Below are 25,019 nucleotides of genomic sequence, written 5' to 3'. Positions count from 1 at the left end.
TAGAACCGATTGTTGAATTTTACCATTAAAGTCAAGCTGAATTCAACCGAACGAACTGTAACCTTTTATCATTGGTTTATCGAAATAACCATGTTTGGGGAAGTCTAACGGTTACAGGGAATTCATTTTCTTTCGATGAAGGTGGAAGTCTGATATATTTAGTGCGGTGACAAGCCATATCAGCGTAAGACGTTGGATAGAACATAGGAAATGAAACAAGGAGAATAGCTATGAACTGGAGTGAAAATGTGACCCTATGGGTCATTGGATGTATCATCATATTGTTGCTGCTGGCCTGGATTATTCGGCGAGTTATCGGGCGCGGGCAGCGGATCCGAAGTGAAGCCAATCCTCGTAAGATCACAATAAAGGACATCGACAAGATGGAGGATGGTTCGGAATTTGAATTATATCTCTATCATTTATTCGAAGAGCTCGGGTACGATGAGGTGCATAAGACAACGAGCAGCCGGGATTTTGGGGCAGATCTGGTGTTTGTTGATAGACTCGGCAGACGAAGTGTGATACAAGCAAAGCGATATGGTGCGAACCATCCCGTAGGATTGAGTGCAGTGCAGGAGATATATACATCCATGCGTTATTATGAAGCCGACCGGTCAATTGTATTAACGTCCGCTCGTTACACCGAAGCCTGTCGGACGCTTGCAGCGGTTAATGGAGTGAAACTGCTAGACCGGGAAGACCTGATGGAATTAATCCTGTTATTCAAAGCCAGAAGAGTGGAAGAAGCATTGGAACTGATCGAAGAAGATGATCACGAACCAATCGAGACGTGGCAGTCCCGGCGAAAGCGGCAATCCCGCTAGGTTGCATTGTGCTACTGTGCTTTAATGTAGATTTTTAAATATCGAAAGTAGTAATGTAGTCAGGATTAACGTTTTAAACCGTGGAGGCTCCCTCAAAAAAATGGATGATGCGACAGATGCAGATTTTAAAACAATTATAACCAATCGCTAGGTAAATATAGGCGACTGGTTATTTTTCTGGATAGATATTTAGAGCTCCGTTTGTTCATCTGTTGGTTGTAGCATTCCGAATATTTGATTCACCCACCCCTGGTATCGACAATGTTCACCTCAAGACCGTGACATTTAAAATTGTGGTTAGGATTTTTCCTAACCTCATCTTTTTGAAGTTCATACATAGCTAATTTATAATTTATTTCTTCCATATGTTTCAAACTTTCTTCGATTTTCTTTTGTAATTCAATTTTATGTTTCTTTAACATTTCCTCTCTTTCTAAATAGGTGGAGTTCCCCATCTCATAAGATTCCTTGTAGTCTTTAATTTTAGAAAGTGGCATCCCTGTTTCTTTGAGACAAAGAATAAAAGAAATCCAATCGATTTGTTGTTCGGTATAAACTCTATTCCCTTTTTCGTCGCGTGAAATATTCGGTAATATCCCTTGCTCTTCATAAAATCGAAGTGTCTTTGCAGTTATATTATAATTCTCCACCACATATTTCATTGAAAAAAACATCTGATCGCCTCCATAGTTACAGTTACTGTAACTGTTATTTTATCAAAATAGAAAATTATTAAAAGTAAATCCTTTTAAATTACGTATCAAATCCCTGCTTTACTTCCCCTTAGGTTAACCTGATATTCTTGAGTAGAACTTGTGGTTGGGCTGGATGAGATAGGGTTACCTTCATCTGTTCCATAAATAAGTACTTAGAAATCAAAATACAAAGGAGAACGTACAATGAGTAAATTTAATAACTTGTTTGAACCCTTTATATTCAATAAAGGGATTACCTTAAAGAATAGAGTGGTTATGTCTCCGATGACGACATGGTCAAGTAATGATGATTACACGATTTCCGATGAGGAAGTTGCATATTATAAAAAAAGAGTGAATGGTGTAGGTTTAGTTATCACGGGCTGTACTCATGTCCTACCCAATGGGATTGGATTTACACATGAATTCGCCGCATATAATGATTCATTTATCCCTAGTCTAAAAAAATTGGCAGATGCTGCTAAGAGTGGAGGAGCTCCAGCAATTCTTCAATTGTTCCATGCTGGAGATAAAGCGATTGCTGAATTAGTTCCTAATGGTGACGTGGTAAGTCCGAGCGGTGTTGCTCTGACTGAAGCAGTATCCCCTAGAGAACTCAAGCATGAAGAAATTCTGGAAATTATACATGCGTTCGGTGAAGCTACAAGACGTGCAATTGAAGCTGGTTTTGACGGTGTTGAACTCCATGGAGCCCACGGTTTTTTACTTCAAAGCTTTTTATCTCCATTCTTCAACAAACGTCAAGACCAATGGGGGGGATCACTGGAAAAACGTCTGAGTTTTCCAATAGCTGTTATTCGAGAGGTGAAAAAAGCTATTGAGAGATATTCGACAAAACCATTTATTTTAGGTTACCGCATTTCCCCAGAGGAACATCAACAAGATGCCCTTAGAATGAAAGATACTTACGCACTGATTGATAAACTGATTGAAGAAAATGTTGATTATGTTCATGGTTCCTTGGTACAAGCCCTTACATCAAAACCAAAATATAACCAAGATAACAAAAAAACGTATCTTGAGCTGATTGTTGAACATGCCAACAATCGGATTTTTGTAATTGCAGCGGGTTCCTTGGAAAGCCCAGAGGATGTCTCTGAAAGCATGGAGAAAGGACTCTCTTTAGCGGTAATTGGACGTGTATTAATCTCCGATCCAGAGTGGGTTGAAAAAGTTCAACAAGGAAGGGAGGCGGAAATCCAAAACGTGATTAAATCATCTAACGTTAGAGATCTTGTGTTGCCAGCGAAACTATGGGGTGTCATACAAAATGCAGGTCCATGGTTTAAAGTTGAACAATAAAGAAGATGAAAGATCAAAAAAGGCCGCTATTAATAGCGGCCTTTTTTGATTTCAAGAACTTTTGTATTAATTATATTGCAACAGGTTTTATTCACTCTTCTTGAGGAAAATGGGCAATTTACGTTGCAGTTTCCCTTTGCCATAGCTTAAATAATTATAATTTGGATGACATGGTTTACTTATCCTCTTCAACAAAAAAGCTTCACCTTCACTTGCATAGCTGCACATGATATATTGAGTGTATATCAACCAAAGGAGAGTGTGATCCATTATGGCACGTACACAAACACAAAAAGCATTACGTAAAGCAGAGCGGTCAGGTCAATGGTGCTCGGAACAGAGCCGAAGAGTTAACGGAGATTATGGTGCGTTATCCCAGCATGTACGGCTCATGCCTACGAAGCAGGAAAAATTGCAAAAGGTCAAACACAAGAAGCAGATCATCCAGGATGGTAGTGCTTCTTTTTATTTTGTCTATAAGGTACGGATTGCTGGATAAGTAAGACGATAGAATTCTTTCTTTGGTTGGAAAGTAATGATGTGGACTGTTAAAATCAATGTATCGTTATGAATTGGACTATTAATCCTTGTATATACAAATGAAGGGAAGAACCTATACATATGACAACAGCGCTGCACATGAATAAAAAAATCGTTCGGCGTTTTTTGCTTCAAACGCAAGCTTTACTGGGACGTTGGCCCGCCGTTTCCTTACCTTCGGGACCCAGCCAAGTTTTGAGTTTGATTCGCTCCCTTGGTTGCGTGCAGATTGATCCTGTGGCTGCTGTAACTGGAAACCAGCATTTGGTGCTGGGAGCCCGTGACCCTGGTTATACTGCTGACAGCTTAAATACGTTGCTGAGTGATCACAAGGTGTTTGAATATTTTGCAAATGCTGCCTGTGTCATTCCAATGGAAGACTATGCTCTCTTTGAACCTGTGCGTGCTCGATTAAGGGAGCGTCTGGCTCCGTCCTTGCAAGGTTTAGAGAAAACAGTGCAGCATGTGTTACAGCGTTTGAAGGAAGAAGGACCTTTACCTTCAAGAGCCTTTCGTGCTGTTGAGCGGGTTAGTGGTTATTGGGACAGTGCAGATGTGCCGAAGACCAAGGATACGACACTTGCTCTGAATTTACTGTTAGACTCCGCTGTAATTCGTGTGGTGGCGAGGCAGGGGAATGAACGTTATTTCCATATCACCGAATCCGGATTGCAGCAACAGGGACTTCCGATGAAAGAAGACATGGATGTGTTGGCCCAGAGACAGGCTCTGCTGGATAAATACATTTATGCGTATCGTGTCGTAGATGCCCGTGATCCCCGTCTCGGTTGGCTGAAATCTACAGCGGCTGAACGACGCGCCGATATTGCTGCCCGTGTGTCAGATGGGCTAATGATCCCGCTTAAGGTGGAGGACGTGGCCACGCCTTATTATATTCGTGCTGAAGATGAGGAATTGCTGCTGCACATGGAAAGGGAAGAGCCGCACTATGATCCGTCAGGCCCGGTCCGTTTCTTGCCGCCGCTGGACAATCTGTTATGGAGAAGAGAACGTATTGTTGATTTATTCGATTTTCATTATAAATGGGAGATTTATACCCCAGAGGTGAAAAGAACCTACGGTTATTATGCCATGCCTATTCTTCACGGTGATCGGTTGATTGGGCGTATGGACCCACGACTTGATCGCAAAACTGGAGTACTTACCGTTCGTTTGTTATCTATGGAAGAGACTGTTCCACCTGTGGAGGAATGGATGGCGGATTTTCGGGAGGGACTTCAATTCTTTGCGTCCATGCATGGAGCACGTTCCATTACTATCGAGAAGACGGTACCAAAAGAGCTGAAAAAGCTGCTTAAATCGATTTGATTAGGGGATATACGAAAGAATGTATGGATACGGAAAATTGGAATTGTTGAGGGGGAAAGGATCTAAAAGGGACAAAAAAGGAGGAGCCAGAGGGCCCTCCTTCTTCATTTGATTTTTAAATCACATCTCTAGAATTACATCAGAAGTGTTAACGAAAACGAAAACCTAAGCTCACGTCCACGCAAAAACTTCTTTAGTTCACCAGATGAGGCACTTCAACGTTTGGATCAACATCTGCTTCATAATCCACACCATCGGTTTCAAAACCAAACAGCTGGAAGAATTCGCGACGGTAACCTTCCAGATCGGACAGATCGTAGATGTTTTCTGTGGTCAACTCATTCCAGAGCTTCGCCACTTCTTCCTGAACGTCAGCTCTCATCTCCCAATCGTCAATGCGAATGCGACCTTCAGCATCGGTTGGAACTTCTCCCCCCGCATACAGGCGATCAGCGAACAAACGTTGCAATTGCTCGATGCAGCCTTCGTGCAAGCCTTTTTCTTTCATGACTTTGTACAATGCTGAGATATACAATGGCACCACTGGAATTGCCGAACTGGATTGAGTCACCAGCGCTTTGGCTACAGTTACGTACGCACGTCCACCTTTGGCACTCAGACGATCATTCAGCTTATGTGCAGTCGCTTCCAGATGATTCTTGGCTTGACCGATGGAACCATCACGATAAATGGCATGCGTAAGTTCAGGACCGATGTAGGAAAAAGCGATTGTTGTTGCATCGTCAGCAAGCACGCCGCCTTGTTGCAGGGCATCCATCCATAGTTCCCAATCGTCTCCACCCATAACGGTTACCGTCTGACGAATTTCCTCTTCGGTTGCCGGCTCAAGAGTAACAGAGCTGATTTCGCCTGTGTGGAAGTTTACCGTTTTGTTCGTGTAGGATTGTCCGATAGGCTTCAGCACAGAGTTGAATACTTCACCTGTGTTCGGATCGGTACGGCGTGCGGAGGCTACGCTGTATACGACCAGATCCACTTGACCGAGTTCACTGCGAATCAGTTCAACGGCTTTGTCTCGTGTTTCGTTTGCGAATGCATCACCTGTAATGCTGTACGATTTCAGGCCTGCTTCCTCAGCGGCTTTTTCGAATGCAGCGGAGTTGTACCAACCTGCTGACGCCGTACGTTTTTCTGTAGAACTGCTCGGACGGTAAATGCCGACTGTATTCGCTCCCGCTCCAAAAGCAGAAACGACGCGTGACGCCAGACCGTATCCGGTGGAAGCACCGATCACGAGTACATTACGCGGTCCTTTCAGCTCAGGCTGGGATTTCACATAATCAATTTGTTCCTGCACTTGCGCAGCGCAACCTACAGGATGGGAAGTGGTACAAATAAAACCACGTGTTCTTGGTTTAATAATCATTTATTTGCATCCTTTCATATTCAGCTCATGTTTCAGCATTTCGATAAAATGCTCTTACACATACTTTCTTATTGTAAAACAATTACCTCGGAAACGGAAACCGTTTCGTTTGATTTCGCCGGAAGGGTGGCGTTATATCTCTAATTTTGCGATGATGTGAATAGAATGTACTCGCTTGTTAGGATAGAAAGGATAGGGATACCATGCTGAAGGAACGCATTGAACTGCTAAGCAAAAGAAAACAAATCTCCCGTAAAGACCTTGTGGAAGGTCTGGTCACGCAGGCCCACTTTGCCAATATCCTGGCGGATCGTTATCCGCTACCTGAGGACTTGGCAGAAGCCATCGCCGGGCGTCTTGGGGTATCCCCTTCCTATATTCTAAAAGCTGCGGCACAGGACGAGGAAACACTCGAACGGGCAGAGGCCATCTTCGAACAAATGTCTGTTCCAGCGTCAGCGATATCCGAAGATACGGTGCATGCTCTGGCAGATCGGGATGACACGTTGACCGTAGAGTTGACAACGGCCTTGATGAAGGCGGTCTATTATCAACAATTAAACGATGCAACGGCTCATGAGTATATACATACGTCCTACCTCAATTTTTACCTGGAGAAATACGGTCGTCCAGACGATATTGATCTGCCACGTCCGTTAGTCAAGGCACTTTTATTCTATAAAATACAATATTATCGCTCCAAAATGGCTTTTGTGGATGTATTAACTCATGCAACCAGGCTCAGTGAGCTGGCGCTTCCTGGCAGTGAATTCTGGTTGTCTGTGCAAAATATCAAGATGGAAGCCTACATTCAGGTCAAACAGTATGAAGAGGCAAAACAGGTATTCGAGCTTACAATGCGTCATGTCTATGATCAGCGGATGTTCCATCGGTTGTCTGGGTTATATGTGGCATATAGTGGCTATTGTTTTGCGATGGGGCTGGTTCAGGAGGCACTCTCTGCATTGACAATGGCGGAGGCAAACCTCGTGTATGCGGGCAATCAGGGAGATCTGGTGACGGCGATTGCCAACAATCGGATTGTCATGCTGACGATGACAGGTGAACTGGATCAGGCACAGGCAGAGATTGAACGATTTGAATCGTTATTGCAGCAGGAAACGGAAGAAACTCAGCTCGCGATGCAGCCGCTCATCGGTGTATATCGATGCGAAGTAGCTCTGGCACGGAAGAACTGGGGCGTGCTCGCGCAGAGTGTAGATCAACTCTTGAAATGTGCAATAACACAGGACCAGCAGATGAGCGCAACCTTCTACCAGAGCCATCTGGCTCTTGCGCATGGAGAACGCGAAGTTTTCATGGAGCAGGCGCTTGCGTGTCTGCCTTATTTTGAATCCGCACAGCATGTCATGCGACTTGAACCGTTATATGAGGGGATGGCCGTAGTATCCGAGGATCAGCGCAAATACAAGGAAGCAGCCATGTATTATCGGAAGCTGGTATATTTGTTACGCAAAAAATAGAGTGAGGATCGGCCTGGATGGGTGCCCTTAAATGATGGGGCGGCAACAAGCAAGGAAATATGATCCAAAACGTGGCTGACTTTATTCTCTGCTCAAGTAGTGCTTCAGCAATACTTTTCATGGTCGGATCTAATCGATCTGGGTGGAAGTGTAGCGCAATACTTGCATAACGGGAAACGTTAGCCCGATAAAAACTAGGAAGAAGCTGATCATTATGATCGGCCACTTCTGCACCTTTTCTTGGCGGTTCATCGTTACGGCTCGCTTTATGAAGTATATTCATGCTTGCAATGGACCACGCTTAAAGTTAAATATCATCATATGCGGGAGGATCACTTCTTGAAATTTGAACTAGGACGTTGCTTACTGAATGAACGATTGATGGAATCCGGAAAGTCAGCGGAATGGTTGGCAAAAGACTTACTTTTTAAACCGGAACGAGTTTACGACTTTATTGAAAACAAAAGAGTGATGCCACTCAAAATTGCCATATCGATCGCCGATTCTATCGGTTGTGATGTTCGTACCCTGTATGAATTAATACCGAACGATAATGAAGTAAAGAGAGTGTGATGGAATGAGTGTAGGTTGCTCCTTTTTTGTTTGATCCGATGGTAGATGAGTGACTAAGTCATATCTAACAGAACACGTTTAGGCACAAAATATAGCAGTCAATCGTGAAATGAAGATCGGATAAAGAGATCTTTTTTTGCGAAATTGGCTTGAATCCTTACCAAAGAAACGATCATCCCGTAATTCAATTGCCGGATTTTTCGTTTTTTTTGTATGCCGCCAGAAGGGTATTCAAGGACAAGTCACGGTGTATATAATTTAACTATAATCATAAATAAAAACAATGAGGTGTTTACTATGGGATGGTTCGGTAAAAAGAACAAACAGGAAGATGCAATTGCTAAAGCGGATAAAATGATGAATAAAGGACTCACTGGCATGATGATGAAAGGTTTCGTATCCAAGGAACATCGGGAGGCCATCAACCAAAGTCTGGATTCGGCAAAGCAGGCACAGTTGGCGGCAAGTGGTTCGCTTCCGTTAACGGCAACAGCAACGGTGGTTACGATCACTGATACGGGGAAACTGATCAACTTTGATCCGATTGTCGTGCTTGTATTGGATGTGACAGAAACGAATGGCAACCAGTATCAGCGTACATTGGAGACACTGGTATCCAAAATGCAGATTCCACGAGTAGGCGATCGAGTGGGATTAGGTCAGAATCCAGCGAATCCGTCCGAACTGATCTATATGGGACTGGTTTCCATCTAGAAGGTTTTTGCTTGGAGGACAGTGTACTCCATTTATACAATACGTATAACAACTGATTACTGACATATCGTTAGAGGTTTGGATAGAGATATGAAGAGAAGGATTAAGAGAGGGTGGGCCATATGGTAGGTTTCCTGAGATTCATTGGCGTATTAACTGTGTTTGGAGTGGGGTTCTCCCCATTTCTGGCACAGAAGATGTGGGATGATCCGTTTATCATCATGCAAGCCTGGTGGTATAAACCGGCGATCTTTGCGGGGTTCGGGTTGATCTTTGTTCCTGCGATTTTGAGTAATATTTTTGGCGTAGGTCGAGTCAAGACAGGTTTACCGGCAGTGGGTGTCATTAAGAGCATACAACAGACTGGCACGTATATAAACGAACAGCCGGAGGTTCGATTGGGTCTAACGGTGTCGCGTAAGGGGCGCGAGAAATACGATACGGACATGAAAACCGTTATTCCCCTGACATCCATGGCACAGTTTCAGCCGGGCAGCTTCATTCCGTTAGTGGTCTCTGTGAAGGATGAACGCAAAGTAGGGCTTGATATGAAAGGACAGTTATCACAGGAGGATATGCAGCAATTGTTGGATGAAAAGATGGTACAACAAGGGGTATCCCCTGAGATGATGGATATTGCAAGAACAGGCGAAAAAGCGATGGCCAAGATCCTTGATGTCACTCCACTTGGGAGTGGAGGCAGTAATAAGATCAAGCTTCAGCTCAAACTCAGCATAACGAAAACGAACGGTGAAACCTTCAATGTGACAACGCAAAAAGAAATTTTGTCATCTGCGCTGCCACAGGTGCAGCAAGGCCATATCATTAACGTCATTTATTCAAGACAAGACCCGACAAAATTGGTGTTGGCATTGAATGTACAGGAGCGACAATTAAGTGACTTATTCTCTTCCTGAGGATATAGACAAAAGAAGGTCGTGCAGGTCATGGTTATGACGTGTACGACCTCCTTATTGTATTTGGTAGGTAGGAGAGATGCAAGCAACGGACTGTTTTCAAACAATACCAAGGCGCATGCGATAAGAAAAGAGTACTTTTCTGGATTCTCCGTCAAATACACGATTAGCCAGTGCTCTGAACTCGTCAGCAGCTGTTAATAGATCATCCGCTCCGAGCTTCAACGCCGTTTGCAGGCCGCCTTGGCTCAGGGCGAGATTGACGTATCGATCAGCAGTAAATGTCTCGTGGTGATGAAACACGATTTCTCGGACATATCGGAACAGCCCGGACTGCTGAATCTGCTGCAAATGCCCATCCTTGCTCCATTTGTGTGCGTGACTATCCTGGGGAGCCAGACTGGCTGCTCGTTGATCTGCTTCCTTATTCAGCTGCAGATAGGCTTGTTCTAACTGCCAGTCTAACATTGGCGGCCAGTCGCAATCGTAGGCTGCAAATATGCCGCCTGTACGAAGTACACGTGCAAACTCGCGTAGTGTGGGTTGCGGCTCCATCCAGTGAAACGATTGCGAGCAGGTCAGCACATCCACACTGCCATCTGGTAGTCCGAGGTCGTGAGACAAGCCGGACACAAACCGCAAGTTATCCGGCTTCCCGGCAGATTCCCACTTGGATTCTGCTACAGACCTCATGTCATCGCTGGGTTCGAAGCCGATGATACGTTCTGCCTCATTAAGCCAGATCCACGAAGATAAACCGGTGCCACAGCCAACATCTGCGACCATGCGCGGTGTGCTGCCAAGATATGTCGTTAGAATATCCACCACTTCAGTGGGAGCAGCTGGTCGGTTCTGATCGTATAACGTACCAAAACCTTTGAAACGTTCCACATTGTTGCGTCTAATGTCTTGCATGGATAAACCTCCTTCGGTCAGGTGGATGACGGAGAGTCAGCTGTGATCAAAAGTTGTATAGGCCTATATTATATCATTCATTGTTGGGAAGTTTGTTCATGACGTTCTGCAAATGTTCAACGGCTTGGATATGACGTCTGAGCAATTCCTGTCCAACATGAACAGGCTCGATTACGGTCAGCTCGGAACCAAACGACAGCAGGAAGGAGTAGAGCCATTCCCCTACATTTAATTCGAGAGACACACGGAGCCTGCCATCAGGCTCTTTTTTAATGAGGGAAGGTTCGAAAAAATCATACACTCGGTATGCAATATTGCTGGAGAACGAGAGTGTCAGAGGAGTCAGGACAGGAGCTACTTCTGATTCAGGGTCGTTTGATCCGGCAGTAACAGAGTGATCGTGTTTTCTCGCCAGAAAAGTCAACTGGGTGATCCGTTTCATCTTAAATGTCTCGAATTCTCTCCGGTCAGGGTCATCATGGATATATCCTTTGAAGTACCATGTACTGTTTTTGAATATAAGTTTCTGTGGCTCCACCGTTGGAATGCTCTTCTCTCCATCCGAATTAACATAATGAAACGTAATCAGTTGATTCGTTAATATGGCTTGTTTCACCTGATTGAACAGTTCTCTCTCCTGCAGAGGGATGCTGCCCCATGGTGAGAAATTGAATTCGATCCAATCCAGCTTGTGATCAAACAGAGCGGTCAGCCGTTGCAGCATATGAGCACTATTAAGGTGTGGGATCGCACTGATGCTGTATAGTCCCATCAAAATTTCATTCTGGTCTTCTTCCGACAGCAGGGACTTGTCCATGACATAGTTGTCCATCAGATGAATACCGCCATGCTTTCCGGTCGTGGTATAGACGGGGATGCCCGCAGCGCTTAGCCGATCGATATCGCGGTACACCGTACGTACAGAAATCTCGAACATACGGGCGAGTTCTGGTGCAGTGGCTTTCTTTTTCTCCAATAACAAAAGCAACATTCGAAATAATCGGTTATTTTCCATGCTCTGATTATACCATGACAATAGGTGTCAGGGTATGGGTGGTACACTGGTTACATAGTCTTGTTGAGATATGAAGGAGGAACTGGTCATGACAATGAAAGAAGGATTTTACTGGGGTGGCGCAACGGCTGCCAATCAATTCGAAGGTGGATGGAACCAAGGTGGCAAGGGGCCAAGCACGTCTGACATGATGACAGGAGGAACCCACACGATTCCACGCCGGATTACGCCTGTACTGGAAGAGGGCACGTATTATCCGAGCCATGAGGCGGTTGATTTTTACGGACATTACAAAGAAGATATTGCCATGATGGCAGAGATGGGCTTCAAAATGTTCCGCATGTCCATCAACTGGTCCCGAATCTATCCGAATGGTTACGATCTGGAGCCAAACGAAGAGGGATTGCAGTTCTACGATAATGTTTTTGCCGAGTTGAAAAAGTACAATATTGAGCCGCTCGTAACGATCTCCCATTATGAAACACCATTCGGTCTGACACAGAAGTATAATGGCTGGGCTTCCCGTGAAGTCATCGACTGTTATATCCGTTATTGTACAACCCTCTTTAATCGATACAAGGATCAGGTCAAATACTGGCTGACGTTCAACGAAATCAACTGTCTGACGATGCCGATGGGTGCTTATATGGCTGCAGGTATTCTGTTTGAAGGTAAAGAGACACTGGTCGACGGAGTGGATGATCCACAGACTCGTTTCCAGGCATTACATCACCAATTCGTTGCGAGTGCCAAAGCGGTGAAGCTGGGACATGAGATTAACCCTGATTTCCAGATCGGCTGTATGGTCGCTTTCATGACCACCTATCCAAACACATGTAACCCGGACGACATGTTGCTTGCACAGAAGAAAGACCAAATCTCCAATATGATCTGCGGTGATGTACAGGTTCGTGGAGCATATCCTGGATTCGCCAAACGTTTCTTCGCTGAAGAAGGTATCCAGATCGAGATGCAACCGGGAGACGAGCAGACCTTGCGTGAAGGCTGCGTAGACTTCTATTCCTTCAGTTATTATATGTCTTTGGTTGAAAGTGCGGACGAGTCCCTTGAGAGAGCAGAAGGTAATCTGCTGGGCGGTATCAAAAATCCATATCTCGAAGCTTCCGACTGGGGTTGGCAGATCGATCCAAAAGGATTGCGATATACGCTGAATCATCTGTATGATCGTTACCAGATTCCACTGATGGTCGTTGAGAATGGCCTGGGTGCTGTCGATGTGGTTGAGGAAGATGGCTCCATTCAGGATGACTATCGCATTGATTATCTGAAAGGTCACATTGAACAGATGAAAGAAGCGGTAGCGGATGGTGTGGATCTGATTGCCTACACGATGTGGGGATGCATTGACCTGGTTAGTGCGTCCACTGGAGAGATGAAGAAGCGTTATGGCTTCATTCATGTCAACAAGGACAATGATGGTAACGGAGACTTGAGCAGAACACCGAAGAAGAGCTTCCACTGGTACAAAAAAGTCATCGAATCCAATGGTGAAGAGTTATAAATTGGTGTGAAAAAAACCAGATCCGCCTGTTCCCTTAAATGGGACAAGCGGTCCATGTGGTCCTGAACGAATTCAGGACTACTATATATGAATATAAAAAATACCCGGTTATCCTTCAGTTAAGGAAAGCCGGGTATTTTCTTGTGTAGTTCAATAGCGGGCCGCCTAGGCCAGTCTTCTGCTTTGCAGTTGGGACATGCGCTCCAAATGCCGCCGATAAAACCATATGCATGTGGAGAGCCAGCAACCACTCAAGAAGTATCCGCCTACGATATCACTTGGATAATGCACCCCCAAGTAGATACGACTTATACCAATGGTCAGTATAAATACGGCGCTGGCAACAATCATCAGAACACGTCCTGTGACGGTGGGTACATGTTTCCAGATTAGAAAGGCCAGTCCACCGTACAGGCTAAATGCTGCCATAGAATGCCCACTGGGAAAGCTATAGCCGCTCACTTCGATAATCCGGTTAATGGTAGGTCTGGCACGCTGGAATACCAGCTTGAGCAATGCATTTAACAGGGTTGAACCGGCGAGCACACAAGCGAGGAAGAGTAGTTCGCGTTTGTGTCGCAGCCAAACGTATAACACAATCATGGAAATGATTGTAATGAAAACTACAGGCATTTCACTGCCGATCCAGGTGAAAAACTGCATGAATTGCGTCATGCTGGGGGATTCCAACCCCTGAATCCAGCCGATCAGCGTATCATCAAATCGATGAATCTGGTTATCGCTGATGGATAGGGCGATGCTTATAAAAGCGATCATGCATAACGCTGCAAAGAGCAGCGGGAATGAGATGTTCTTTTTCCAGTTGTGCATCAAATGTTGAGATCCTCCGTGATCGTTAATTTCGTATGTTGTCTTCTTGCGTATGTTGGACATAACGATATTTATATTGTGCTATAATTTTACAATAAATATAGCAGTAATAAAAATATGTAACCTTAACAACGCTTATTCAAGCAGAGAATGTAGGAGGGGGGCGGTCGGAATGAAACGACGTTTGGTGATGTTTATGTTGATCTTACTGTTGGTTACATCTGAATTAGCTCTATTTCCCGGAGAGAAAGTGTATGCTTGCAGTTGTGTGGAGAGTGGTGTTCAAGAGAGATTGAAGAGCTATGCCACGGTATTTACAGGAGAAGTGGTGAAAAAAGGCGAGTCTCAGCAATCGAAACATGATGGCTTATTAAGAGAGTATACCTTTGATGTAGATACGGCATGGAAGGGAGTTCATGCCAAAAAGATGAAGATCATAGGGAGTGACGGAGGGTCTGACTCCTGCGGAGTTGAATTTGAGAAGAATCGGTCCTACCTGATCTTTGCCAGTCTGGATGAACGAGACAACAGACTGCATACGAATCTGTGCAGTCGCAATGTTCCAATTGAACAAGCCGGAGACGATTTGAAATTGCTGGGTGCGGGCAATGTTATAAGTAAAGAAGATTTTGGAGAAACCAATGATGGTGGTGGGCGAAATGGGCCTTTCTATCTTATCTTATACGGTGCAATCATTTTATTGGCAGCATTGGCAGTCGTGTGGATATGGAAACGAAAGAAAAGAATCTGATCAGGTCTAATGTAAATTGAAAGTTGGATTGTATAACATAAGTTTTGTATGACGAAAAAGAAGCCAATCCCCGTACAGAGCGTTAAGAAAACTTTGACGTTCTATACGGGGATTTTCAGGAGTGACGTCAAAACTGTATCCAATTGGAGTCGAGATTATCGATCTTATGAAACTAGTTCAGCTGCAACATGTATTCATAAGCCGTGACACCAAATACCCGTTTGAAATGACGATTCAGATGGGTCAGATCAACAAATCCGCAATCTGCAACAGCAGCATAGACGTCCTTCTGCATTTCGATGGACTGACGGGCACGCTCTACTTTGCAGTTCAAGAAAAACTGGTAGGGAGAGATACCCGCTTGTGACTTGAATTCACGGATAAATTGAAACTTGGACATGCCAAATTCGGAACTCAGGTTGTCCAGCTTGAGCACATCTTCGGTGCTGCAAAACATGATTTCCTTGGCTTTGCGGACCAGGTTGTCCTGAGGCAACCAGAGCTTGGTGTCCATTTCCTTCTGAGCCAGAAGGTGAACGAGATCGAAGACCCGTTCGCTGCACTCGGCTTCGTCCTGTCTGAGTTGAACGGCATCGTTCAGCATCAGGATCTTACGTGCAAGCTCGGGATCATAGACGATGGGACTTCCAAAACGCAATTCCTTTTTGCCTATAATCTCCTCTACCAATTCAGGCTTCAAATACAGCATGACATAGTCAATCCCAGCCTTATCATAGGAACTTCCATCGTGGGACTGTTCACGGTTAAACAACATGACACCATTTTGGTGAGACGCCTGATATTGTCCGTCCAGGTTGTATTGTTGAATGCCACGCAGGGTTACGCCGACCGCATACTCTTCATGGCAATGTTTTTTGTATGCAAAATCAGTAAAGCTGGCGGATAGTGCCAGCACGTCTTGCGACTTTTTATAGTTAAACCGTTCCATGCAGCACACCTCCCAAGCTTTAGATTAATCCGGATACTATAATGGCTGAGTATAACAAAAAAAGTGCCATGAGAATACTCAGTAATTTTTGGTGCCGATTTAGCAACGTTTTAAAAACCGTACCAAAAACAACCCAACTGGAATAGGCCAGAAAACCAATGAAGGTAATTATCAGCACGAACAGAAACGATGAGAATGAACTTTGATAAAAGGGCAATACATAACTTGGAATGACAGTGAAAGTAAACAAGACCACCTTTGGGTTCACAAATTGCATGATGAAACCGTTCCAAAATCCGATAACTTGTTTCGGTGCATCCTCGGTGGTACCCGTCTTGTAGATCTGGTACGCCAGATACACCATGTAAAGGCCGCCGACAATCTGCATCACCTTCAGAATTCCGGGTAACACTCCTGCAAGAAGCTGATTAAGAAAAGCTGAAACGGTAAGCAGCAGACCAAATGCCAACGTAGCTCCCCAGACATAGCGCATTGTTTTTCGTGCGCCAACGATCTGTGTAGAAGAAAGAATTACGATATTGCTGGGGCCAGGGGTGAATGTAACGACGATGCAGTAGATTAAAAAAGATGCAAGATTCATAATGATGATGCTCTCCTCTGGTTGTAGTTTAGTTCCATGATCATACGTCCAGAGGGAGAAACCATATAGTACATTATTGCAGCAGGTACACCGTTAGCAACAGAAGTTTCCTTTTAAAAAGATAAGGGGGAGTTTTCTTTTTGAATGATTGCGTTTACAATTTAAACGAAGTACAAGGTGATCAGACAACTTGAGGAAGTGAACGGAATGAAAAAAATGCTGCTTGTTTACATTTTGCTAATCTCAGCATTTGCGTTGTATGTGTTGAGATTCGAATACACCAGCCAGGTAAACAGTTCATGGGAGGACCGTGGGCTGCGCGGCGATATCGGAGAGACGTATATCATGATTACATTCCAGTCCGGGCTGGAGTATTGGAAGAGCCCGCTCAAAGGCTTCGAGGATGCCGCGGATGCGCTTGGCGTGACCGTAGAATATCGCGGGGCTACCCGGTATGATGCGAAGGAGCAGACCATGGTAATCGAGCAGGCTATCGCTCGTAAGCCCGCAGGCATTGCTATATCTGCAATCGATCCTCAATCGTTAGTTCCAGCGATTAACAAGGCAATCAACGCAGATATCCCTGTTGTATTATTTGACGCGGATGCACCTGATAGCCAGGCCTATTCTTTTCTTGGGACAGATAATTACAAGTCAGGTGTAATGGCTGCCGATAAAATGGCTGAACTGCTGGGTCGTGAGGGAGAGGTCGCGGTATTAACCTTGCCTGGGCAACAAAATCATGAAGAGCGGACGAAGGGCTTCCGCGATACGATCAAGGAGAGATACCCTTCCATGCAGATCGTTGAAGTTGCAGACGGACACGGTGATGCGATGGTATCCAGAGACGAAACACAGAGAATGATGAAGGAACATCCCGAGCTGGCGGGTATTTTTGTGACTGAAGCCACCGGAGGAGCAGGGGCGGGGGAAGCCGTTCAAACTGCCGGGGACAGACATCCATTGCAGATTATTTCGTTTGATACAAATAAGGCCACATTGGATATGATCAAGAACGGTACGATCTCAGCTACAATTGCACAGGGAACCTGGAATATGGGATATTGGTCACTCCAATATTTGTTCCATCTGCATCACCAGTTAACGGTTCCTGCCCCATCCTCATCCGGTGAAAATGCACCGCTTCCCGTGATGGTGGACACAGGGATCTCTGTGGTGACACGCTCGGATGTGGATGATTACTATGCCAAATAACAAGGAGGACTTCAAGAGTCCAAGGCCTTGGAGCAGGAGAGCAATTCTCTCCACTTTTAAGAATGGGATTCGGCGTTTACGCTTGCGTAATATGCCCCTTCGGTACCAGCTGATGCTGCTTTTTCTGCTATTTGCCATTGTACCTTCCGTAGGGCTTGGGTTGCTTGTGAACTGGACGGTGGAGCGGGTAGTTGAGCGACAGGTTGAAGGGCATACCATGCAACTGATTGGCAAAGTGAATGAAGCTCTGAACAGCAAAATGGAGAATTTGCAGAATATGACCTATCTGATTGCATTTGACCCGAATATTGATGCTTTTATGAACGACAAAATGCCGTTGAATGATGATGATGCAGGCATCGAACCGATGACCATGGACACAATTACCGAAACGGAGCAAAATCGGTTATATGGCATCAAACAAACCTTGCAGGGATTCACAACATTGTATCCTGAAATCGCCGGGATTGTTCTCGTCAATGCAAGTGGTGACTATATTAGCAACGAGATGTATCCCCGAGCGGAACAGAGCCTGATTCAGGAAAATTGGTATCAAAAAGCTTCGGCCAATCCGGGCATCTTCATGGTGTTGGGTCAGCCGAAAGAGCGTAATCTCACGACACATGTACGGTACAAGGATGATGAGATTGTATCGGTTGCACGTTCCATAACGGATGAAGCGTCAGGACGTGTGCGGGGTGTTATTATGATTGATCTTAAACTAAGGTCCGTCTCTCAGGCTGCCCGTAATGTAACCTTGGGGAAATCCGGTTATGTGATGGTGACGGATGCAGAAGGTCAAAGTGTATACAAGCCGGAGCACCCGCTAATAGAACACATTCCCACAGACTGGTTCCCCTCCGGTGAGAGTGGAACATTTACCGCCGATACAGAAGGTGGAACGTTATTATTCATGTATCAGTCGTCTACCTTTACGGGTTGGAGAACGGTAGGGGTATTTCCCACGAAAGACTCGATATCCGAAGTACGCCAAATCCAGTTTTACGTGGTTAGCTTTGTATTTGTGGTGTGTTTGTTTGGCCTGAGCGCCTCTTCATGGTTCTCCCGTTCCATTGCTCAGCCCATTTTCCGGCTCATGTCCTACATGCGCAGGGCGGAGACCGGCAATCTCAGACCAGGACGCTGGAGCGATCGGGCTGATGAGATTGGCATGCTTGGTAACAGTTATAACCGAATGCTCGCGCAGATTCGACAACTGATATCACTAAATGAATTGCGGGAGCGGCAGAAACGCGACGCTGAAATGCGAAGTTTGCAGGAGCATATCAAACCACACTTTTTGTACAATACCTTGGATACAATTCATTGGATGGCACGCAAAGAGGGTGCAGAAGATGTATCCGGCATGGTTGGTGCGTTATCTCGATTATTTCGTATAGGGCTTAGTAAAGGACAGGATTACATTCCGCTGCATTCCGAGATTGAGCATATGACCAGCTATATGCAAATTCAGCAGACACGATACCGCGATCGTCTTCAGTATACATTGAATATTCCAGAGGAACTGCGGGATCTTTTTGTGTTAAAGCTGCTACTTCAGCCCCTGATAGAGAATGCAATCTATCATGGAATCAAGGGCAGGCGTGGGCCGGGACACATTCGGGTGGAGGCCAGATTGGAACATAACAGACTGCTGCTGACCGTTCAGGATAATGGAGCAGGCATGTCCAACGAACGGCTTGCCGAGATGCAGCAGCTGCTCGAAGCTCCTTTGGCAAGTTTGGAAGCGTCTTCGCCTGGGATGACAGGCAAAAGTTATGGAATGTTGAATGTGCAGGCCCGTCTCCGGCTGTCCTTTGGCGATGAGTACGGTATTGTGCTGGAGAGCCAGGAAGGGGAAGGAACTAATGTGACCATTATTCATCCGTTGATGCGAGAGCTCTCGGCAACCAAGCAAATCAGTAACGAAGAGAGGCAGGAGAGTGAATGGGAAAATTCATGAAGTCGACCGTGACAACTTCCACTGAAACAGATGAGACATCGGCATTGACTACAGTAATGGAGATTACGCCGGATAGCCATGTGGCGAAGAAATACCGCGTGCTTATCGCTGATGATGAACCGATCATTCGTGAGGGGATTCGGGATGCCATTGACTGGACAACTCTCGGGATGGAGGTTGTTGGTGAAGCGGAAGATGGCGAGGAAGCGCTGGAACGGGCGGCTGATTTGGGTGTGGATATTGTTCTCGTTGATATGAATATGCCATTCCTGAACGGAATCGAACTAATCCGTGCCCTTCAGCAGAAGTGCCCGGGCTGTCGTTACCTGATCATCTCGGGACATGATGAATTTGCATATGCGCAGGAGGCGGTTCGTCTTGGCGTAGAGGATTACATCTTAAAACCTGTGCAAGCAGAACAATTACATGCTGCACTTGAGCGATTACATCAGCGACTTACTGAAGAGCACCAGAGGACGGCATATGTACAACAGGCAGCTCATCAGATTGAACGTAATATTCCGTTGCTTCGCCAGCGATTTATGCTGGAGTGGCTGGAGGGGCAGGCTGAAGGGAGGGATCTGACCGAGCAGCTTGTGTTTTTGCGGTTACCCGCCGTCCCACCTGTGCAGATCGGGGTCGTACGCTGGCCTGCCGCTGAAGCTCGTCAGACGATACTGAGAGAGAATGATCGTCAGTTGTTTCTGTATGCAGTGGAAAATATAATCAGTGAACTGCTGGGGGACGTGCCACATGTCCTGTTTCGGGACGTAAGCGGGTTGATCGGCATGTGTCTGTGGCAGGAAGCCCCTGAAGAAATAGAGTCCCTTCTGGAACAACAGATTAGTTCTTGCCTGAATATTGCCATTCATGCTCATGTGGCGACACATGCAGGGACACTGGAAGAAACGCCGGATACGTACCGTCATTGCCGTGAACGGGTATACGGAGAAGTGCAGTTGTCGCCTCTGGTTCGCCGGGCAAGACAACTTATTCACGAAGAATATGCCGAGCGGGAACTGACCCTGGAATCGCTCGCTTCCCGTCTACAAGTATCTGCCGTATATCTTAGCCGTGTGCTGAAGAAAGAGTTGAATGATTCCTTTGTCACGCTTGTCACGCATGCTCGCATTCGCAAGGCTATACAGCTTTTAGACTCAACAACACTGCCGATCCACACCATAGCTGAGCGTGTAGGTTATGATACCCAGCATTATTTCAGCACTGCATTTAAGAAAACAATGGGCATTTCGCCAGTGCAGTATCGAAAGAACGGGGGAACGGCTTATCATCCTTCTGCGAATTAAATATCGTATTACAGTTGTTCATTCAGACGTGTGATAAATGAGATGGATGTGTTCTACTTCGTGTGAAGCGAAGTGGAGCATGTCCTTTTTTTTGACTCGGGTATGGTATCTCATGGGTCACACTTGTATTTTAAGCGTTTTCATCAAAAGTTAAATTTTTATAAAAAAGGTTCAAAACGTGCAAAGACCTTGCGGCATCTCGAATGCTACCATTGGTCTCAGACAGGAACACCAAGCAACAGAATGTACCATATGCATTGTAAGCGTTATCTTAGAACTCATTCAGAACCGTATGACGTGAGGAAAGGGGAACTTCATATGAAAAAAGGAGCAATGCTCATCTGGCTTCTGGTGATGACCTTGATGCTCTCGGCCTGTAATCTGGCAGAGAGCGGCCCAGGCAGCAAAGAAAAGGGATATGTCGGTATTTCGATGCCAACCAAATCATCAGAGCGATGGGTGGGAGACGGGGAGAACATGGTCCGTCTGTTTCAGGAGCAGGGGTACAAAACCGATCTTCAGTATGCTGAGGATGTGGTTGAAAATCAGATTTCACAGATTGAAAACATGATCACCAAAGGTGTGGATGTGATGGTGATTGCATCCGTGGATGGCAATACATTAACGGATGTAATCAAGAAAGCGCATGACGAAGGGATACAAGTGATCTCGTATGATCGGCTCATTCGCAATACGCCTTATTTAACCTATTATGCCACGTTCGACAATTTTAAGGTGGGGGTGCTTCAAGCCTCCTACATCGAACAAAAGCTTGGGCTCAAGGATGGAAAAGGACCGTATAACATTGAGCTGTTTGGCGGCTCTCCTGATGATAATAACGCCTATTTCTTCTTCGACGGTGCGATGTCTGTCCTAAAGCCGTACATCGATTCCGGCAAACTGGTGGTACGCAGCAAGCAGATGACGATGGCCCAGATTGCGACCTTGCGCTGGGACGGTGCATTGGCCCAGTCACGGATGGATAACCTGCTGAGTGCGTATTACTCGGGTGATCATCTGGATGCAGTATTATCTCCTTATGATGGAATCAGTATTGGTATCATCTCATCCTTGAAAGGGATTGGTTACGGTACTTCGAACAAGCCGCTGCCCGTTATTACAGGACAGGATGCCGAACTTGCCTCGATCAAGTCGATTGTGGCCGGGGAACAGACGCAGACGGTGTTCAAGGATACGCGGAAGCTAGCGGAGAAGACGGTAGAGATGGCCAATAGCATTTTGCAAGGAAAACAGGCGGAAGTTAATGATACAACATCATATAACAACGGTATTGAGGTTGTTCCGGCGTATCTCTTGGATCCCATCTCCGTGGATCGTACAAATGTGGAGCAAGATATCGTTGGTACCAAGTATTATACGAAGGAAGAAATCGGACTGAAATAATAAATGAAAGGAGCACATCCCATGGCCGGAATCATTCTGGAAATGAAAAACATCACCAAAACCTTTCCTGGTGTCAAAGCGCTGGAAAATGTCAATCTGAAAGTCCGTGAAGGCGAAATTCATTCCATATGTGGTGAAAATGGCGCAGGTAAATCTACATTGATGAAGGTACTGAGTGGTGTATATCCACATGGCACGTATGAAGGCGACATTTTATTTCAGGGCAAAAATTGTGAGTTCAAGGATATCAAGCAGAGCGAGGATCTGGGGATCGTCATTATCCATCAGGAGTTGGCCCTGATTCCCTACCTTTCAATCGCGGAAAATATATATCTGGGCAATGAGCGTGCCAGCAGAGGAATTGTCAACTGGAAGGAAACTTTTGTAGGTACACGAGAACTGCTCTCGAAGGTGGGACTGAGCGAAAATCCAAACACGCTGGTATCCAGCATCGGGGTAGGCAAGCAGCAACTGGTCGAAATTGCGAAAGCGCTCTCCAAAAAGGTTCGACTGCTAATTTTGGATGAGCCAACCGCTGCGCTGAACGAGGACGACAGTGAAAATCTGCTGCAATTGATGCTGGAATTCAAGAAACAGGGCATCGCCTGTATCCTTATCTCACACAAGCTGAATGAGGTATCCAAGGTATCCGATTCGGTGACTATTTTACGGGATGGCAAGACAATTGAGACGTTGGATATGAAGAAGGAAAAAGTGACGGAGGACCGGATTATTAGCGGAATGGTAGGGCGTGATCTCACCAGCCGTTATCCGGAGCGTCATGCGACCATTGGTGAAGTTATCCTTGAGGTAAAGGACTGGACGGTATATCACGAACATCATGCCGAGCGGAAAGTACTGGATCAGATCCATATGAATATCAGACGTGGTGAGATTGTCGGTATTGCCGGGCTGATGGGCGCTGGGCGTACCGAGCTTGCCATGAGTATCTTTGGCAAATCCTATGGACGGAATATTTCGGGTCAACTCATTAAGAATGGTAAACCGATCCACAACAATACCGTCACAGAGGCTATTCAGAACGGTTTTGCTTATGTGACAGAAGACCGCAAGGAATACGGACTCATTCTGATGGATGACATCAAGCGCAATATTTCCTTAACGGGTCTGAGCAAGCTGACGCGAAACGCAGTAGTGAACGAGCGTGAAGAAGTACTGGTGGCGGAAAAGATGAAGAAAAGCATGAACATCAAAGCACCAAGTATTTTGCAGAAGACCGGTAATCTGAGTGGAGGCAACCAGCAAAAAGTGGTGCTCAGCAAATGGATTTTTGCCGGACCAGATATTCTTATCCTGGATGAACCTACCCGCGGTATTGATGTGGGAGCGAAATTCGAAATCTATACGATTATTCATCGGCTTGCTGCTGAAGGCAAGGGTGTACTGGTAATCTCATCCGAGCTTCCGGAGGTTCTTGGCCTGTGTGACCGGATCTATGTGATGAATGCCGGACGAATCACCGGTGAAGTCAGCCGGGAGCAAGCATCGCAGGAAACGTTGATGAGATATATGACCAAGTCTGGAGGCGGCAAGCATGGAAATGATAACAAAACTGTTCAAAAATAATATCCGTCAATACGGTATGATTATTGCCTTGGTAGTGATTATGCTCTTGTTCGAGGTACTTACAGGCGGGCTGTTGCTCAAGCCGATTAATATTACAAATTTGATTTTGCAGAACAGCTACATTCTGGTGCTGGCGATCGGAATGGTGCTGGTCATCATTACCGGGCATATTGACCTGTCTGTTGGTTCCATTGCAGCCTTTGTTGGTGCCGTTGCGGCGATTATGATGGTTGATTGGCAGCTTCCGGCTTGGCTTGCAGTCATCGCTTCCTTGCTGGTTGGGGCTTTAATCGGTGCATGGCAGGGCTTCTGGATCGCCTATGTGCGGATTCCGGCATTTATCGTGACGCTGGCAGGGATGCTGCTGTTCCGCGGCTTGACGATGATCGTGCTGGAGGGGCAATCGATCTCTCCTTTCCCGGGTGGTTTCCAGAAAATAAGCTCGGGTTTCCTGCCGGATATTCACTTCTCAGGCTTCGGTCTGGTATCCATTATTGTGGGTCTTGTACTCACCGTCTGGTACATTGTCAATGAACTGCGGGAACGCCGTTCTCAGCGAAAATATGGCTTCGAGGTTGTGTCACAGGGACTATTTCTGCTCAAGTTGATTGTGGTGGCTGCCGTGACAAATCTGTTTACATTTGTACTCGCGAGTTACGCGGGAATTCCGAATATTCTGGTCCTGCTGTTTGTCCTGATCGTTGTGTACTCCTTCGTTATGAATCGTACTGTCATGGGACGGCATGTGTATGCGCTTGGAGGTAATGAGAAGGCCGCAGGTCTGTCTGGGGTCAAAACAAAAAAGGTAACCTTCTGGGTTTTCGTGAACATGGGTACACTTGCCGCGGTATCCGGGTTGATCTTCGCCGCACGTCTGAATGCGGCTACGCCAAGAGCAGGTACCAACTTTGAGCTGGATGCCATTGCGGCCTGCTTCATCGGTGGTGCTTCCGCTTCAGGGGGGATAGGTACGGTATTTGGTGCCATCATCGGTGGTTTGGTTATGGGTGTGCTGAATAACGGGATGTCCCTGATTGGTCTCGGTATTGACTGGCAACAGGGGATTAAGGGATTGGTACTGCTGCTGGCTGTAGCATTTGATATCTATAATAAAAATAAAAGATCAGCGTAACACTTGGTAAAATGAAAAAACAGACCTTGATCTCAGGA

The 25,019-nt window shown here is 45.8% G+C and carries 23 protein-coding genes and 1 pseudogene; 16 read left to right on the top strand and 8 right to left on the bottom strand.

Annotation, left to right across the window (positions count from 1 at the left end):
• Positions 1–230 precede the first annotated feature (230 nt).
• Positions 231–827 carry a restriction endonuclease gene (locus J2X75_RS14975; RefSeq protein ID WP_036617077.1) on the top strand — a complete coding sequence of 199 codons (597 nt, stop codon included), beginning with the start codon at positions 231–233 and terminating at the stop codon, positions 825–827.
• Positions 828–1,066: 239 nt separating this feature from the next.
• On the opposite strand, the gene J2X75_RS14970 is transcribed toward J2X75_RS14975, so the two are convergent.
• Positions 1,067–1,501, bottom strand: coding sequence for a MerR family transcriptional regulator (locus J2X75_RS14970; protein ID WP_310337508.1), 435 nt, complete (start codon positions 1,499–1,501; stop codon positions 1,067–1,069).
• A 225-nt stretch (positions 1,502–1,726) separates the two neighbouring features.
• Here J2X75_RS14970 and J2X75_RS14965 point away from each other — a divergent pair, with 225 nt between their 5' ends.
• The 3 genes from J2X75_RS14965 (at position 1,727) to J2X75_RS14955 (ending at position 4,714) form a co-directional block, all read left to right on the top strand.
• Positions 1,727–2,845, top strand: coding sequence for an NADH-dependent flavin oxidoreductase (locus J2X75_RS14965; RefSeq protein WP_105601763.1), 1,119 nt, complete (start codon positions 1,727–1,729; stop codon positions 2,843–2,845).
• 271 nt (positions 2,846–3,116) lie between these two features.
• Positions 3,117–3,344 (top strand): hypothetical protein, encoded by a 228-nt coding sequence (locus J2X75_RS14960; protein ID WP_091020354.1) that lies wholly within the window; start codon positions 3,117–3,119, stop codon positions 3,342–3,344.
• 122 nt (positions 3,345–3,466) lie between these two features.
• Positions 3,467–4,714, top strand: a complete 1,248-nt coding sequence (locus J2X75_RS14955; RefSeq protein WP_310337504.1) for a DNA glycosylase AlkZ-like family protein — start codon at positions 3,467–3,469, stop codon at positions 4,712–4,714.
• Positions 4,715–4,907: 193 nt separating this feature from the next.
• On the opposite strand, the gene fabV is transcribed toward J2X75_RS14955, so the two are convergent.
• Positions 4,908–6,101: an enoyl-ACP reductase FabV gene (gene fabV, locus J2X75_RS14950; protein WP_310337503.1), complete on the bottom strand. Its 1,194-nt coding sequence runs from the start codon at positions 6,099–6,101 to the stop codon at positions 4,908–4,910.
• Positions 6,102–6,304: 203 nt separating this feature from the next.
• Between fabV and J2X75_RS14945 the strand changes: the two genes are divergently transcribed.
• Positions 6,305–7,585, top strand: a complete 1,281-nt coding sequence (locus J2X75_RS14945; protein ID WP_310337501.1) for an XRE family transcriptional regulator — start codon at positions 6,305–6,307, stop codon at positions 7,583–7,585.
• Between the two features lie 67 nt (positions 7,586–7,652).
• On the opposite strand, the pseudogene J2X75_RS30420 reads toward J2X75_RS14945, so the two are convergent.
• Positions 7,653–7,745 (bottom strand): annotated as a pseudogene (locus J2X75_RS30420) (DUF3626 domain-containing protein); the annotation flags it as partial.
• Positions 7,746–7,924: 179 nt separating this feature from the next.
• Between J2X75_RS30420 and J2X75_RS14940 the strand changes: the two are divergent.
• The 3 genes from J2X75_RS14940 (at position 7,925) to J2X75_RS14930 (ending at position 9,789) form a co-directional block, all read left to right on the top strand.
• Entirely contained in the window at positions 7,925–8,158 is a 234-nt protein-coding gene (locus tag J2X75_RS14940) for an XRE family transcriptional regulator (RefSeq protein ID WP_307542767.1), read from the top strand.
• A 297-nt stretch (positions 8,159–8,455) separates the two neighbouring features.
• Positions 8,456–8,872 carry a hypothetical protein gene (locus J2X75_RS14935; RefSeq protein ID WP_074096159.1) on the top strand — a complete coding sequence of 139 codons (417 nt, stop codon included), beginning with the start codon at positions 8,456–8,458 and terminating at the stop codon, positions 8,870–8,872.
• Between the two features lie 122 nt (positions 8,873–8,994).
• On the top strand, positions 8,995–9,789 hold the full coding sequence (locus tag J2X75_RS14930; RefSeq protein WP_310337679.1) for a hypothetical protein: 795 nt from the start codon (positions 8,995–8,997) through the stop codon (positions 9,787–9,789).
• Positions 9,790–9,888: 99 nt separating this feature from the next.
• Here the strand turns inward: J2X75_RS14930 and J2X75_RS14925 are convergent, their stop codons facing one another.
• Complete coding sequence (locus tag J2X75_RS14925) at positions 9,889–10,704, bottom strand: class I SAM-dependent methyltransferase (RefSeq protein ID WP_310337496.1); 816 nt, start codon at positions 10,702–10,704, stop codon at positions 9,889–9,891.
• A 73-nt stretch (positions 10,705–10,777) separates the two neighbouring features.
• Complete coding sequence (locus tag J2X75_RS14920; protein ID WP_310337493.1) at positions 10,778–11,719, bottom strand: helix-turn-helix transcriptional regulator; 942 nt, start codon at positions 11,717–11,719, stop codon at positions 10,778–10,780.
• Between the two features lie 88 nt (positions 11,720–11,807).
• Between J2X75_RS14920 and J2X75_RS14915 the strand changes: the two genes are divergently transcribed.
• Positions 11,808–13,241, top strand: coding sequence for a glycoside hydrolase family 1 protein (locus J2X75_RS14915; RefSeq protein WP_036617092.1), 1,434 nt, complete (start codon positions 11,808–11,810; stop codon positions 13,239–13,241).
• A gap of 165 nt (positions 13,242–13,406) precedes the next feature.
• Here the strand turns inward: J2X75_RS14915 and J2X75_RS14910 are convergent, their stop codons facing one another.
• Positions 13,407–14,072 carry a phosphatase PAP2 family protein gene (locus tag J2X75_RS14910; RefSeq protein WP_310337677.1) on the bottom strand — a complete coding sequence of 222 codons (666 nt, stop codon included), beginning with the start codon at positions 14,070–14,072 and terminating at the stop codon, positions 13,407–13,409.
• Positions 14,073–14,244: 172 nt separating this feature from the next.
• On the opposite strand from J2X75_RS14910, the gene J2X75_RS14905 reads away from it, so the two are divergent.
• Positions 14,245–14,823 (top strand): hypothetical protein, encoded by a 579-nt coding sequence (locus J2X75_RS14905; RefSeq protein ID WP_310337492.1) that lies wholly within the window; start codon positions 14,245–14,247, stop codon positions 14,821–14,823.
• Between the two features lie 172 nt (positions 14,824–14,995).
• Here J2X75_RS14905 and J2X75_RS14900 read toward each other — a convergent pair whose 3' ends face one another.
• Together J2X75_RS14900 and J2X75_RS14895 are read right to left on the bottom strand one after the other, a co-directional pair.
• Complete coding sequence (locus tag J2X75_RS14900) at positions 14,996–15,772, bottom strand: AraC family transcriptional regulator (protein ID WP_310337491.1); 777 nt, start codon at positions 15,770–15,772, stop codon at positions 14,996–14,998.
• Positions 15,773–15,791: 19 nt separating this feature from the next.
• Complete coding sequence (locus J2X75_RS14895) at positions 15,792–16,373, bottom strand: LysE family translocator (protein ID WP_310337490.1); 582 nt, start codon at positions 16,371–16,373, stop codon at positions 15,792–15,794.
• 207 nt (positions 16,374–16,580) lie between these two features.
• Here J2X75_RS14895 and J2X75_RS14890 point away from each other — a divergent pair, with 207 nt between their 5' ends.
• From J2X75_RS14890 to mmsB, 6 genes are all read left to right on the top strand, one after another.
• Positions 16,581–17,588 (top strand): substrate-binding domain-containing protein, encoded by a 1,008-nt coding sequence (locus J2X75_RS14890; RefSeq protein ID WP_310337489.1) that lies wholly within the window; start codon positions 16,581–16,583, stop codon positions 17,586–17,588.
• A 91-nt stretch (positions 17,589–17,679) separates the two neighbouring features.
• Positions 17,680–19,551, top strand: a complete 1,872-nt coding sequence (locus tag J2X75_RS14885; protein WP_310337675.1) for a cache domain-containing sensor histidine kinase — start codon at positions 17,680–17,682, stop codon at positions 19,549–19,551.
• An 8-nt stretch (positions 19,552–19,559) separates the two neighbouring features.
• On the top strand, positions 19,560–20,858 hold the full coding sequence (locus tag J2X75_RS14880; protein ID WP_397383727.1) for a response regulator: 1,299 nt from the start codon (positions 19,560–19,562) through the stop codon (positions 20,856–20,858).
• A 318-nt stretch (positions 20,859–21,176) separates the two neighbouring features.
• Positions 21,177–22,262, top strand: a complete 1,086-nt coding sequence (gene chvE, locus J2X75_RS14875; protein WP_310337488.1) for a multiple monosaccharide ABC transporter substrate-binding protein — start codon at positions 21,177–21,179, stop codon at positions 22,260–22,262.
• Between the two features lie 21 nt (positions 22,263–22,283).
• Positions 22,284–23,849 (top strand): multiple monosaccharide ABC transporter ATP-binding protein, encoded by a 1,566-nt coding sequence (gene mmsA, locus J2X75_RS14870; protein WP_047844003.1) that lies wholly within the window; start codon positions 22,284–22,286, stop codon positions 23,847–23,849.
• Positions 23,818–24,981 (top strand): multiple monosaccharide ABC transporter permease, encoded by a 1,164-nt coding sequence (gene mmsB / locus J2X75_RS14865; protein WP_091020326.1) that lies wholly within the window; start codon positions 23,818–23,820, stop codon positions 24,979–24,981. The genes mmsA and mmsB overlap by 32 nt, the downstream gene beginning before the upstream one ends.
• Positions 24,982–25,019: the final 38 nt, after the last annotated feature.

This window comes from Paenibacillus sp. 2003, assembly GCF_031455635.1.
Taxonomy (GTDB): Bacteria; Bacillota; Bacilli; order Paenibacillales; family Paenibacillaceae; genus Paenibacillus; species Paenibacillus amylolyticus_B.
The sequence above is the reverse complement of the archived record's forward strand: the minus strand, read 5'-3'. Positions and strand labels throughout refer to the sequence as shown.